The 14,164-nt window shown below is 51.6% G+C and carries 11 protein-coding genes; 4 read left to right on the forward strand and 7 right to left on the reverse strand.

The annotated features are described in order from the left end of the window. Positions 1-55: 55 nt before the first annotated feature. Entirely contained in the window at positions 56-565 is a 510-nt protein-coding gene (locus tag AC6I7T_RS12375; protein ID WP_497793756.1) for a protein-disulfide reductase DsbD domain-containing protein, read from the reverse strand. Beyond that, on the reverse strand, positions 562-1,206 hold the full coding sequence (locus AC6I7T_RS12380) for a TlpA family protein disulfide reductase (protein ID WP_497793757.1): 645 nt from the start codon (positions 1,204-1,206) through the stop codon (positions 562-564). Before AC6I7T_RS12380 ends, AC6I7T_RS12375 begins: the two co-directional genes overlap by 4 nt. A gap of 190 nt (positions 1,207-1,396) precedes the next feature. Here AC6I7T_RS12380 and AC6I7T_RS12385 point away from each other — a divergent pair, with 190 nt between their 5' ends. Further along, positions 1,397-2,383, forward strand: a complete 987-nt coding sequence (locus AC6I7T_RS12385; protein WP_497793758.1) for a KpsF/GutQ family sugar-phosphate isomerase — start codon at positions 1,397-1,399, stop codon at positions 2,381-2,383. Here AC6I7T_RS12385 and AC6I7T_RS12390 read toward each other — a convergent pair. Both AC6I7T_RS12390 and AC6I7T_RS12395 read right to left on the reverse strand, forming a co-directional pair. Further along, on the reverse strand, positions 2,380-2,541 hold the full coding sequence (locus tag AC6I7T_RS12390) for a hypothetical protein (RefSeq protein WP_497793759.1): 162 nt from the start codon (positions 2,539-2,541) through the stop codon (positions 2,380-2,382). The two genes, AC6I7T_RS12385 and AC6I7T_RS12390, sit on opposite strands and share 4 nt — an antisense overlap. 110 nt (positions 2,542-2,651) lie before the next feature. Further along, positions 2,652-4,814: an FG-GAP-like repeat-containing protein gene (locus tag AC6I7T_RS12395; protein ID WP_497793760.1), complete on the reverse strand. Its 2,163-nt coding sequence runs from the start codon at positions 4,812-4,814 to the stop codon at positions 2,652-2,654. A gap of 371 nt (positions 4,815-5,185) precedes the next feature. Between AC6I7T_RS12395 and AC6I7T_RS12400 the strand changes: the two genes are divergently transcribed. Next, positions 5,186-5,377, forward strand: a complete 192-nt coding sequence (locus AC6I7T_RS12400) for a CBS domain-containing protein (protein ID WP_497793761.1) — start codon at positions 5,186-5,188, stop codon at positions 5,375-5,377. A 166-nt stretch (positions 5,378-5,543) separates the two neighbouring features. Here AC6I7T_RS12400 and AC6I7T_RS12405 read toward each other — a convergent pair whose 3' ends face one another. Further along, a complete protein-coding gene (locus AC6I7T_RS12405; RefSeq protein ID WP_497793762.1) occupies positions 5,544-7,652 on the reverse strand; it encodes an FG-GAP-like repeat-containing protein in 2,109 nt (702 codons plus the stop codon). Between the two features lie 513 nt (positions 7,653-8,165). Between AC6I7T_RS12405 and AC6I7T_RS12410 the strand changes: the two genes are divergently transcribed. Continuing rightward, positions 8,166-9,953, forward strand: coding sequence for a proline--tRNA ligase (locus AC6I7T_RS12410; protein ID WP_497793763.1), 1,788 nt, complete (start codon positions 8,166-8,168; stop codon positions 9,951-9,953). 125 nt (positions 9,954-10,078) lie between these two features. Further along, the gene (locus AC6I7T_RS12415; RefSeq protein WP_497793764.1) at positions 10,079-12,694 is read left to right on the forward strand and encodes a transglycosylase domain-containing protein; all 2,616 of its coding nucleotides are present in this window, start codon (positions 10,079-10,081) and stop codon (positions 12,692-12,694) included. 62 nt (positions 12,695-12,756) lie between these two features. Here the strand turns inward: AC6I7T_RS12415 and AC6I7T_RS12420 are convergent, their stop codons facing one another. Both AC6I7T_RS12420 and AC6I7T_RS12425 read right to left on the reverse strand, forming a co-directional pair. Next, positions 12,757-13,584 (reverse strand): Fpg/Nei family DNA glycosylase, encoded by an 828-nt coding sequence (locus AC6I7T_RS12420; protein WP_497793766.1) that lies wholly within the window; start codon positions 13,582-13,584, stop codon positions 12,757-12,759. Between the two features lie 75 nt (positions 13,585-13,659). Next, entirely contained in the window at positions 13,660-14,139 is a 480-nt protein-coding gene (locus tag AC6I7T_RS12425) for a PaaI family thioesterase (protein WP_497793767.1), read from the reverse strand. Between the last annotated feature and the right edge of the window lie 25 nt (positions 14,140-14,164).

The following is a 14,164-nucleotide window of genomic DNA, read 5'->3' on the forward strand; positions in this document are numbered from 1 at the left end:
CTCGGAGTTCGAACAAAGTGACCCATTTCCGAACTTCGATCACAGAAACGGGCCTTCACTTCCCTTGAACGTCAAGCACTACCGGAATCGTACGCGGCGGATAGCAAGAGTTCGTATTGCAGGCCTGATAACGCAATCCCCCCTGCAACAGATGATCCCCGGGCTGCACATCCAGCTTCACCTTCAGAACAAACTCCCCAGCGTAGACACTCAGCTTTCTGTTTGGGCTGAATTGTGGGGAATAGTCCGATCCGGAAGGAAACTCTACACCGACGACCTTTACGCCCGCTATTTGCGGAAAGGTCAGATTCGTGGGAATAAGTTCTTCTTCTCGAGGGCTATGGGAGTTGATATGCAGTCCCTCTTCAATTCGAAAGTGAAGATCAACGGAAGCAGTCTTATTTGCGGCGACGGTCACTTGCTGCGGAAAGAGGAATCGTACTTCCTGCTTGCGAACACTCGACTGAGCTGGAGCATCCGCAAACGGAAGCTGACCTGCAATGACAAATCCAGGAGAGAGCAGCGTCAGCCCAAGAGCCAACAGGGAGGGGAGCATTCGTTTCATCCTTTACGATTTCCTTTCAACGCTTTCTGAATGTTAGCCTCGAGCTCATCCTTCGATGTCAGACCGGTTGTCGTAGACACAATCACTCCCGAAGAATCGATAAAGAAAGAGGAAGGCAGAGCATCAACGCCGCCATAGGGCTTACTGATCGAATCCCCATTCAGCAAGACGGGATAATTCATTTTCTTCTTTTCGACAAACTGACGGATCTCCTGCTTTTCATCGGCCAGCTTGGCTTTGTCATCCAGATCCAACAGATCGCTGGAAACACCCAGTATTTCGAATCCTTGGGAGCCATACTTCTGTCGGAAATCGATCAGCCAGGGAATCTCGATGTTGCACGGACCGCACCAGGTCGCCCAGAAGTTCACCATTACAGCTTTTCCGCGATAGTCGGAAAGCGAAACCTTCTTTCCGGAGAGATCTTGCAAAGTGAACGCGGGTGCGGGCTTACCCTCTAGCGGTGAGGTATAGGGGATACCTTCCATTGCTGCCGTTGCGGCATCGGGGACAAGACGGGCTTCCATTGCCTTGCGGCGTTCTTGCTCCTGCTTGCGATGCTCAAAATTAGCAAAACCCGCCCAGAACATAATGGCCAGGGCAGCTAGAACAGCTAGGAGGACTACTTGATTACGTTTCACAGTCGGGGATCCGTATGCTCAGATCTAATTCTAAAGGACTGCGGAGAATCGGCAATTCCTCTTGAGGCAATTTCACTTTTAGGATGGAAACAGACATACAGCCACGCATGCTTTTGGTCCTTTCCTCTGCCCCGAAAGTAAAATGCTCTAGGATTAGAAACCGCAGGCACTCGTGAAGGAAATAACGCAATTGCAAGAGAAGAGAGACTATACCCCCGCAGACCTGGTTCGAACAGAAGCCCAGGGTCTATTGCAGTTAGCCAAGCGGCTGGACGGCCCAATGGCCAACTCCTTTGCCCAGGCTGTCGACCTCATTCTTCACTGCGGTGAAACCCGGGGACGCATCATTGTGACGGGCATGGGCAAAAGCGGAATCATCGCGCAAAAGATAGCGGCCACACTTAGCTCTACCGGCTCTCCGGCCCTGTTCCTTCATCCCGCCGAAGCTGTACACGGCGATTTGGGCGTCCTGATGGAAGGCGACGTCGTCATAGCTCTTTCCGCCAGCGGAGAAACAGAAGAAATTCTTCGCCTGCTAGCTATGGTGAAGCGGCGCGGAGATGCTTTGATCAGCCTCTGCTGCAACCTGCAGTCGACGCTGGCTGAAGCCAGCGATGTCGCGCTGGACTGCACGGTCGAGCGTGAAGCTTGTGGAATGAATCTGGCGCCAACAGCCTCGACTACGACGATGCTGGCTTTGGGCGATGCTCTGGCAATTGCCGTCTCTCTCCGGAAAGGCTTCAGCGCAGAAGACTTCGCAGAACTCCATCCCGGCGGCAAACTCGGAAAGAGATTGGCACATGTTCGCGACCTGATGCAAAAAGGTGACGCCATACCTGTCGTTGCACCATCGACACCAATGCCGGAAGTGATCTATGAAATGTCCAACAAGAAGCTTGGTGTCACCACCGTACAGGAAAACGGAAAGCTGGTTGGCATCATCAGCGACGGAGATCTGCGGCGCCTTCTTGAGCGTGAAGGTCCAAAGGCAATTGAAAGAACGGCTGGCGAGACCATGAACTCGAAGCCCAAGACAATAGCCCCCAATGAATTAGCAGCCCGCGCCTTGAGCATCATGGAGGAAAAGAAAATTACTTCACTCGTAGTGGTCGATGCGAACCACCGAGTGGAAGGGGTCTTGCACCTGCATGATTTGTGGGGAGTAGAGCTTATCTAAAGCAATTCCGGCGTTACCGCAATCCGATTGAAGTCAGGTTTGAGCCTGTTATTCACTTCTAGAACGGCATCGATGGAGGTGAAATTTGCCGAGGTCGAGGCGTGAGGAGTGAACTGTACTGAACGTACTGGAACTACGAATAACGAAGAGATCGGCAAATTTCGTCCCGTCCTTTCGGGTTGAGGGAAAACAGGTTCTAAGTGCCGTTTCTTAGGCAAAAGCGGCACTTAGAGAAACATAGATCGGGCATAATAACGCGAAAACTCCGCTAGGGCTGTGACGTTATAAAACTGGTTGCGGGAGAAATCGCTGTCCAGTGAGAGCCATCCGGGAAAAACACTACCGAACGGGCTTGAAAGAGGTAGGACGACCCCTGGAGCAGATTCGTTATAACAACGGTGTGCTTCGTAGATGGGGCGGAGGGCCACTGGGAATACATATCGAGGCTTGCCCCATATGCCCTGTAGCTCACGAGTCCGTACGACTTTACATTGCTAGTCCAACTAATGGTTGCGGAGTTAAGCGTAATATTGCTTACCGTTATATCGCTGATAGTGGGGGCATTCGGATTTGTCCACGACGACTCACTGGACAAATAATTCGCGGCTCCGGAATATTTGGCACGGGAAAAGACCGTGGGCACGTCAGGAGCAGTGATATTGCCAAACGTCGCAGTTGCAGTTTCTATTCCGTGCGAATGCCAGGACTGAGTGATAATCGCCGAGAGCCCCGCATTCTGCGAGGCAAACAAGACCGGAGCCTCATCGCTATCCAGATTCACAGCCACAAGGGCGGTAAGGCTGTCACCCTCGCCGACTCCAGCACAGCACTCGCCGACTTCCTTCTCAAACTGCCCCGGATGATCTGGATCGCCGAATATTAACCCCAAGTACTCGGAAGATCCGGCAGCAACATCCAAGGTTCCATCTTGATTGAAATCTCCAACGACAACGGAGTGGTACTGATAGGGATCTATCTCCAAAAAGGAAAGGGACAGGGTCGGAAATTGTCCAGGATGAGTCGCGTCATTCAAAAGAATCCCGATGTTCTGCCGCCCTAAATTTCCCACGGCAATATCTGGAAGGCCGTCTTTATTGAAATCTCCCACAGCAATGCTGTCCGTTGAATATCCCGAGGGATAGTTCACCGCAGCCAGGAACTTCCCAGGATGCAACCCGTCTCCAATCAGTATCGATACCGTACCGTCATGAATGCCTTGCGCGGGAGCTGAGGCATTCGAGGAGCAGGCAACAGCAATGTCAGCAAAACCATCCCCATTGAAATCTGCTACCACGATATGCCCGGCTCGGACTCCCACGGGATAGGAAACTACGGGTAGAAACTCTCCCGGATGGGCCGCATCATTCAACAGAACGTTCGCCAAACCAAAGATTCCAGACCGGCCACCTATCGAAACAAGGTCTGGTAGACCGTCGTTATTAAAATCTCCGACGGCTAGATAGTTTATATCCTGCACGGTGGTAGGAGAGGCATAGGATCCGCCTAACTGAAATTGTCCAGGACTGGCACGATTCCCAAGCAGAATCTGCACACCCCCACTGGTGGACACTGCCAGATCCAAAACTCCGTCTCCATCAAAATCCCCTGCGGTCATTTGCGAACCGATGTTCGGCACGGCATAAAAATTGCTTGGAAGGAATTCACCAGGGTGAGCCGGATCCCCTAGTAATACTTCAACACTTCCCGAGCCCAAAACAGCAAGATCCGTAAAACCATCTTTATTGAAATCTGCAGGAACAATGCTGCTTGGAACGTAGTTGAAAAGTGTTTCGTCCTGTATCGAAGTTTTGAAGCCAAATGTCGGTTTCCCTAGGGAAGCGATTCGAGGAGGGGCGTCTCGCCCAGGACCATTCAGGACGACGGCTCCAGAAAGCGGCGGTTTTGTGAGCCCCCTTGGCGCTTGTGTAACTGAGGCTGTCATCACAAACTTTCCACCAGATCCACCTAACGAATCGAGCAGAGTAGAAGTCTCAAACTTTCCATGAACATGCAACTCCCTCAACCAGGACCGGCTTGAAGCATAAGACTGCGTGCCTTGAAACAAGGCATAGATTCGATGCTTCCCTACGCTGGGCCTTACCTTAATACTTGCTGTCCCGTCGCTAAGGAGCTGAGCGCTGCCCAGAACTGCATCGTCAAGGCAGTGCGCGGCGCTGGCTTCACAAAATAGAACCAATCCAGGATTGATAGCAGGACCGGTGCTTGACTTGACTGCAGCGGAAAGAACAATCGAATCTCCACGGGATATATGCGATGAAGATACATTCAATGTGGTGGTGGTTTCCGTTTTTGCGGCACTCGCAGATTCTGCTATAGATACGATCATCAACAGGGAAAGAGCGATAACCGACAAGCTGTACTTTCGCCCGCAGGCAAGACTAGAAGGGAAGTATTGGCAGAATATAGACACAGTAGCAACTCCATCTCTTGGTCCGCCCTAGAGAGCTCAGAGCTTGCATAAATCCAGATACCTATCCAAGCACAATGAATCTCTATGAGACTAAGGTCAGACCTAACAGCTTTGTTATTTTCGTTATCTTCCTTGGGAACCGTGGGCCGGACTAGCTGACAGAGCACAAAAGCAGAAACACTCTTCGCGATGGAATGTACCACGTTATCGGGTAACTAAACTATGGGTAGCTAGAAACTTTATTTCGCCACCCTCCAAGCAACCAAGCAAGGATTGCATGTATCGCTGCCCAGGCAGTCAAAGGTTCACATTTGAGCTTCGCATCATCGGAAATGGAGACTTACGGCGATTGATGGAACGCGAAGGTTCACGTGCCATTCAAGGAACCGCCAGTGAACCGAATGAATGCTACACCGAAGGCTATTGGAGCCAACGAACTGGCCACTCGCGCCCTGAGCATCATGGAAAGCAAAAAAATCACGTCCCTCGTGGTGATCGATAGGAACAATCGTGTTGAAGGCATCTTGCACCTGCACGATCTCTGGGGAGTAGAACTGATCTAGCCTGGATTATTCATAAATCAGAATTAACCTGAAGTTCCTACAACTGGCGCTTGTCACAGAATTATCAGAGCCATGGCTGCAGACATGGCTCTGGAGAAAACCGCCTTCGAAAACGAACCATAGTTAGCCGTTTGGTTCAGAAGCTTACTATGATTCGCTTCTGCCGCTAAGGAACCTGCAAAAGGACTTGTTCTGGCGAAATAGTCGTCCAATGTGTTCCATCAGGAAAGAACACAATAGCCCGTACATGAAACCGATATATAGACCATATAGTCAGATTGGAGAGAACGACGGAGTGTTGTGTTGTTGCCGGCTCCGTCCAGGGGGTGTAAATCTCTAACCCGGTATAGTCGTGATAGCTGACGATTCCGATTGACTTTACGTTGGTCGTCCAGGTGATCGTAGCAGTGGTATCTCCAACCTTTGACGCTTGAATATTGCTAATAGTGGGAGCATTCGGATTCGTAGGGGTCGACTCGCTATGGTCATAATAGATAGCCCCCCAATATGTTGCTTTGAAATAAGTAGAAGCGAGATCCGGCACAGCAATGTTATTGAAAGTTGCCGTCGCCGTCTCCGTTCCATATGTGCGCCAGGTTTGAATAATGGTGGCGGTATCTCCGGCATTCTGAGTTGCAAACAAAACCGGTGCTTCGTCGCTGTCCAACTTGACCGCCGAAAAGGCAGATAAAGCAGCCCCTTCGGAATTTCCGGCGCAGCATTCCACAACTTCGGGCTTAAATTGTCCGAGATGGTCAGGATCACCTAACAGTAAACCCAGATTAGAAGGATTCCCGGCAGCCACGTCCAACATTCCATCCTGATTGAAGTCTCCTACGGCGATATTATTTGTCTGCCCGGGATCGATCTCGTCATATACCAGCGAAAGGACTACGGGAAGGAGCTGCCCAGGATGCGTAGCATCATTCAGCAAAACACCTATATTCTGCCAGCCAATATTCGTCACGGCAATATCGGGCAGCCCATCTTTATTGAAATCACCGGCAGCGATGCCATCTGCTGAACCTCCACATGGATAACTCGCGGGAGCAAGGAATTTCCCCGGATGAGCCGGATCACCCAGCAAGATGTTCGCTGTTCCTGAATGGGAGGCAATGGCGATATCCAGAACGCTGTCACCATTGAAATCCGCCACCACGGCAGAACCAAGATCACTACCAGCCGGATAGCTTGCCGTCGTCAGAAACTTCCCAGGATGAGTTATATCGTTTGGGAAAACGATAATAGCCCCGTCCCGATTGTCGACCGAAACTATATCGGGAAGACCATCGCCATTGAAATCTCCTGTTGCCAGGAAATTACTGCCAGGAGCAGAGTAGAGGGTTCCCGGCTGGAATTTCCCTGGACTGGCCGGATCACCAAACAAAACATCCACACCTGTCCCACTAGCTACAGCAAGGTCGAGAAGACCATCGCTATTAAAGTCTCCAATTGTCATTACGCCGCCAATGTTTGGCACTGCATAAGAACTGGCAGGCAGAAACTTTCCGGGATGTGCTGTATCGCCCAAATCTATTTCAACACCAGGGCCCCCTCCTAATACGGCCAAATCGGGAAAACCGTCATTATTGAAATCCGCCGACAAAATGTATGTGGGCACATAGCTAAATAAGGTTTCATTGTGTATTTCAACACCAATTCCATATGTAGGCTTACTTAATGGAGATGTCCTGATGAAGGCATGCTTCCCAATGTCATAAAGCGACACATATCCGGAGAGTGGAGGTTTCGTCAACCCTCGCGGTTGTTGGGTAACTGTTGCCGTCATAAGAAACTTTCCCGCACCGCCCATAGCGGCGAGGGAAGTAGAAGTTTGGAAACGATCGAATATCTCAATTGCCATTGAGGAGGAGTTACTGGAGGCAAAGGACTGAGTGCCCTTAAACGAAGCGTAAATCCGATGTCTCCCCACACTCGGCCGCAGCGTGATTGTCGCCGTACCATTTCCCAACAACTGGGCGGAGCCAAGAACCGCATCGTCAAGACAATGCGCTGCTTCTGCCTCACAGAAAACAACTTGTCCAGGACTGACAGGTGCGTCACTCACTGTCTTGACGCTGACGGAAAGCGTAACCGGCGTTCCCCTCAAAGCAATAACAGATAGAGCACTTAGGGTAGTCTTGGTTTCCGATTTTGCGGCGTGGAGATAATTTGTACCAATAGCGAGAACAAATACGATGCAAACACTTGCGGAGTATGCGGCCTTCTGCATATGCAGAAGGAAGGAAGAGAGAGACGAAAGGAAGGTAAACATTGCAAAGACTCCAGTTCTGACGAATCGACTGAATAGCAACCTCCTCATATGCACAGCAAATGCATATGGGATGACGATGGACTTGTAGACATGCTTTGTACTTGGGGACCCGAGGCCTGATAAATAGCTATCGCGCTTCCCGATTCTTTAGTGGGAGCCGCAACCTGAGGCGTTCATGAACATCGCTATAAAGCGAAACAAAGTTGCGCGGAGGACTGTAGCACGATGAGATATAACTAACCACACTAAACTGTCAGTTTTCTTTCTGAAGGCAGTGAGCAACCAAAGAAGAAATAGCCGTTTCTTAGCGAGCTCACTTTAGAGGGCGATCCCACAAGTAAGCTTGGTCGAGAGCTTGCGTTCGTGTGAAAAGCTCCCTCCGAGACAAAAATTTTGTTCAAATCCCGCAAAGTGCACCAAAATCAGGGCATCGCTATCGCTACCATTTAAAATAGAGAATTGTGGAATTTGCCTCGCGGCAGGCCGCGGGCAGGAAAGCATACCTAAGGAAAAATGCACCGCTGGTCTAAGCTCTTTGTTCCTACTCTTCGTGAAGCGCCGGCAGACGCCGAAGTCGCTAGTCACAAGTTTCTTTTGCGCGCCGGATACGTCCGTCAACTCGGAGCCGGCATTTACTCGTACCTCTTCATGGGACACCGTTCGATTCAAAAGATCATCGGCATTGTTCGTGAAGAAATGGACCAGATCGGTCAGGAATTTCTGCTCCCAGCATTGAATCCGCGTGAGGTATGGGAAGCCAGCGGCCGCTGGTCGACCATGGGCGACAACATGTTTCGTCTGAAGGATCGCAAAGGCGCGGATCTATGCCTGGGCATGACTCACGAAGAGATCATGACCGACATTGCGCGCAAGGAATTGCGCAGCTACAAGCAACTGCCTCAGATCTGGTACCAGATCCAGACCAAGTTCCGCGACGAACCTCGTCCAAAATCCGGATTGCTGCGCGTCCGCCAGTTCATCATGAAGGACGCTTACAGCTTCGACATCAACAAGGAAGGACTCGACAAGAGCTTCCTGCTGCATGACCAGACCTATCGTAAGATCTTCAGCCGTTGCGGTCTCTCTGTCGTCGCTGTCGAAGCAGACTCAGGCTCGATGGGCGGCACGCAGTCGCAGGAGTTCATGGTCTACACCGATGCCGGTGAAGACCTCATTGCCAGCTGCGCCAAGTGCGGATATGCGGCTAACACAGAAAAAGCCACATCCAAGCTTTCATCGATTGAAGATCTCGCTCCAACCGGGGACGGCCAGCCGGAGCTGGTTCACACACCCGGGAAAGGCGCCATCGCCGATGTGGTCGAATTCCTGAAGATCTCTCCACAGCACGACATTAAGACGGTCGCCTATATGGCCAGCATGCGTGGCGGCGAAAAGGACAATTGGCAGCCGGTTGTTGTCTTCCTGCGTGGCGATCATCTGGTCAACGAAACGAAATTAACAGGTGTCCTCAATGCCGGGCTGAGGGAACAGAAATCCAAGCTCGACGTAGCGGAACTTCGTCCAATGCACGGAGAAGAACTGACCACCTATTTCAACGCTCCGGCAGGATTTCTCGGACCTGTGGGCCTTAACGCGGCAGCTAAGCTCTTCGATGGCGGAGTAAATGTCATCCTCGACAATGGTCTGCTGAATCGCAAGAACATGGTCTGCGGTGCCAACAAGCTGGATTACCATCTCCGCAATGTGACGCCCGGTGTGAATTTCAAGTTCACAGTTTCGGCCGATATCCGCAATGCTGCCGAGGGTGAGGGATGTCCTCAATGCGGCGCTCCGCTGCGGGTTGCCAAGGCAGTGGAAATTGGACACATCTTCAAGCTTGGCTACAAGTACTCGGAGAGCATGGGCGCCCGGGTTCTTGATGAGAACGGCAAGGAAGTCACGCCGATCATGGGTAGCTACGGTATTGGAATCGAGCGTATCCTTACCTCGGCAATAGAGCAGAACAACGACGCCAACGGGTTCTGGCTATCCCCTGCTATTGCACCGTTTGAAGTTGTTGTAACCATTACGAATACCGCGGATGCCAAGCTTCGGGAGACGGGAGAGAAGCTTGCAACCGATTTGGAGCAGGCAGGATTCGACGTCCTACTGGATGACCGCGACGAGCGTGCCGGAGTCAAATTCAAAGATGCGGATCTTATTGGTATTCCATTCCGTATCAATGTTGGGAAGAAGACTGCGGAGGGTAAGGTCGAATTTGTAGTTCGCTCGCGGGCAACCAGCGAGGATCTCCAGCTCGATGCAGTCGTATCTACGTTGAAAGAGCGCATTCAGGCATAAATCGAAGGTGGATGGACCCAAGAGGTCTGTCCACCTGGAGTTTCTTCGAGCAAGTCGCATCCTTTCAGCAACAAGAGACCTTGCCTTCACCGGCTCGGTCCTACGGTCAGTGGAGGTTTTGACCTGTGGCATTAAAAATCAAGCTTGCTCATCCGCCTTCAGCAACTTTCTTTTCCATGCGCAGTAAAGCTATGCGCGTCATGCTGATCGCCGGAGGAGCATTTGTAGGACTCTTTCTCCTGATCTTTGGCTTCTACTACTTCAAATACGGGAACATCGTAGATGAACGGCTGGAGCAGCCTCTCTTTGCGAATACGGCCAAAATCTACGCGGCTCCACGTGAAGTACGTGCCGGACAGAAGCTCACCCCAAGGGGAATCGCTCAGGAGCTTCGCGAGGGCGGATATACGGAGGAGGGCATAGGGACAGCCTCACCTATGGGCACCTATCGCGTAAACGCCACCTCCATTTCGATTCACCCGGGTCCACAGTCCTATCACTCTCAGGATGGCGCCACGATCAACTTCAACAACGATCTGGTGAGCGGCATCTACGGGGACAAGGGCCAGGAGCTGGTCGCCTATGAGCTTGAGCCTGTGATGATCACAGGCCTCTCCGAAGGCGTAAACCGCACCAAGCGCCGGATCGTAAAGTACGACGAGCTGCCAGCGAATCTGGTGAACGCAGTCGTAGCCATTGAAGACCGCAGATTCTTCGATCATGGCGGCGTCGACTATATCCGCATGCTCGGCGCGTTACGCAACGACCTTACCCGCAAACACACCTACATGGAAGGCGGATCGACGCTGACCATGCAGTTGGCCCGCGGATTCTTCCTGAGCCCTGAAAAGCGTTTAAAACGCAAGCTGATCGAAATTGTAATCACCTATCATCTCGAACACCGCTTTAACAAGAAACAGATCTTCGAGATGTATGCCAACGAAATTCCTCTCGGTCAACAAGGAAGCTTTGCTGTCAATGGTTTCGGAGAAGCCGCTCAGGTCTACTTCGGAAAGAATGTCCAGCAGCTCGACTTAGCCGAATGTGCGCTGTTGGCAGGCATGATTCAGCAACCAAGTTTCCGCAATCCCTACCGCCATCCTGACAGAGCCATTCAACGCCGGAATATCGTAATCGACTCCATGCTCGACATGGAAAAGATCACTGCGGATCAGGCAGAACGTGCGAAAGCGGAACCGCTGCATCTATCGACCGTAAATCTGGATGCTGGAGAGGCTCCCTACTTCGTCGATCTGGTTCGTGACCAGATTGCACAAAAGATCGGCGATCGCGATTACAACCACGAAGGTGTGCGCATCTACACGTCGCTCGATCCCGACCTGCAGAAGGCTGCCACAGATGCTGTTGCCATCGGCATGAAGAGCGTAGACGAACAGGTTGCCCGTCTGCATGCAAAGACTCCTGGCAACGTCGCTCCCCCGCAGGTCGCGCTTGTTGCACTCAATCCTCATACAGGGCAAGTGCTGGCGCTTGTCGGTGGACGGAATTATGGCAACAGCCAGCTGAATCACGCAGTCGCGAAGAGGCCTACAGGATCGATCTTCAAGCCATTCGTTTTTGCAACTGCGTTCAACACATCGTTGACCGGAACACCCCTTTCCGGACAGGATGCGGTCTTCTCACCGGTGACCATGCTCAACGACCAGCAGGTTACTTATACGGTAGGGAACCAGCAATACACACCGCGTAACTATCATGGGGAATACCATGACGAAGTTACAGCCCGCTATGCGCTGATGCATTCGCTCAACAATGCGACCATCAGCCTTGCACAGATGGTTGGCTTTAACAACGTAGCCTCTTTAGCCCGGGATGCCGGTATTAAGAGTGCTCGTGGTACTCCTTCTGTCGCCCTTGGAGCCTATGATGCTACTCCAATAGATATGGCCGGGGCTTACACCGTTTTTGCAAACGGTGGAGTCAAAATCGATCCTTGGATGCTAGCCTCCATTCGCAATTCCGACGGCGACGTGGTTGCCGACTTCACACCTTCTTCAAAGCCGGTCATCGATCCTCGTGTTGCTTTTCTGACAACGGAGTTGATGGAAAGCGTCATGAATAACGGTACTGGCTACGTAGTCCGCCAGCGCGGTTTTATGGCACCGGCAGCAGGCAAGACCGGGACTTCGCATGATGCGTGGTTCGCAGGCTTCACCAGCAACCTGCTTTGCATAGTCTGGGTCGGAAATGACGATTACACAGATATCAAACTGGCTGGTGCTGCTGCAGCCGCTCCTATCTGGGCTGAATTTATGAAGAAGGCAGTTCAGCTGCCTCAGTATTCGGATACTCATGATTTCTCTGCACCGGAAGGTGTTGAGATTGTGAGGATTGATAAGGTCACGAATCTGATCTCGACTGCATCCTGCCCGGATTCCTATACGGTAGCCTTCCTGGCCGGAACCGCTCCAACAGATACTTGCGATCACGCCAACGGTGATCAAAGAAATCTCTTCCAGCGCCTCTTTGGATTAGGCGGAGATAAACCGGCTGCACCACCCAATACCCAGGGCAACAACACCCCAGGATTGCCGCAGTCGCCGCCCACGATACCGCAACAGCCTGTGCAACAACAACCGGTGGATGGGCAGGCAAATACACCTAATTCCAACGCACAGAAAAAGAAAAAGGGCTTCTTCGGAAAGATCTTTGGGGCGATTTCCGGAAGCGGCGACAACAAGCAAGACCAGCAACAACAAGAGCCGCCACCTAAGCAGTAAGAGAACAAAACATAAAACCGGCCATTCAGCAAAACTGAATGGCCGGTTTTATTTGTGCGGGATCACTTTTGACAACTCGGACACCAATACGTAGAGCGCGCATGAATACCTTGTTTACGCATCATGATTGATGTTCCGCAACGACGACAGGGCCTTCCCTCGCGCCGGTAAACCCATAGCCTTGCTCCCGGATCCATTGCCCCCGTTGTTCTCCGAAGCCCCGAGTACGTCTGAATGGAGTTCGAGGTCTCCTCGCTAACGTTATCCGCCATAAGCTTGCGTGCCCGTGCAATCAGGCAATCCAACTCTTTATCTGTAAGTGTCTCTACGCGCCGAAAGGGATTCACTTCACAAGCGAAGCAGACCTCGGATTTGTAGATATTCCCAACTCCTGCAATCACTCGCTGGTTTAGCAGCACATCTGCAATCTCTTCTTTCGGAAGAGCCCTAATTCTGACTACAGCTTCCTCGACGGGAAATATATCGCCCAAGACATCGGGACCTAATTTCGGAATTGCCGATTGTCTTTCCAGTGTCTGTTGCGTGTAAAACTGCGCTACGGGAACATCGAAGGCGACAGCTTCAAAGTCTTTCGTCTGCATCCGAATCCGCATATGCTGACGTCCCATTTGCCATCGTTCACCGACACGATAGAGATGCCAACTGCCCTTCATACGCATATGAGTGGCAAGAATCAAATCTCCCGAGAAATAGATCAGCAGCCACTTTCCATGGGGCTCGGCACGCTCAACCAATCGACTAGCAACGGGAGTATCGTCATTGACTCTCGTTAACTGCGCATACGCAGATTCAAACGCAGTAATCTCCTTACCTGCGAGTGCACGATTTAGCGTTCGTGCGATCCGAAAGATTGTGTCGCCTTCTGGCATCGTTTATTAAAGGATTGCTCCGTCGAAGCAGGGTTTAGTCTCCCGCTGGCAATCATCCTGTTTGAAAAGCTGGTGTCAGGAAACCTGGTCCGCACTATCAAGCAAGAACATCGTCGCATCCACCTCGGCTACTAACGTTTGAGCCTCATCATCAATGCGCATTTCCGCACGGGCACTCATCACCTTGCGCCGTTGTTCCTGAGTCCAGGCACGTATGATCAGCTTTGTTCCGATGTGAACAGGCTGGCGAAAGCGGGTCTCAGCTTTCGCCGTGACACCATATAAACCTTGGAAATGCACCGCCCAACCGAGGGCCTCATCCATTAGTGCGAATGTTACTCCGCCATGCATAATCCCGGACCAGCCAGCATGTTCAGCGCGGGCAGTATAAAACGCGCGGCTGCCATTCGTTCCTTCGCGCGTAAACAGAACCTGTAACCCTAAAGGATTTTCCGGTCCGCAGACATAACACTTTGCCGTCTTTGCACTCAGACAATTGAGAGAAGTTTCAGGAGAGCTGCTTTGTGCTTGTTCATCGGAGACAGAGGAGTTCATCTAGCTACATAACCTTTCTATCCAT

Source organism: Humiphilus diazotrophicus, assembly GCF_059726315.1.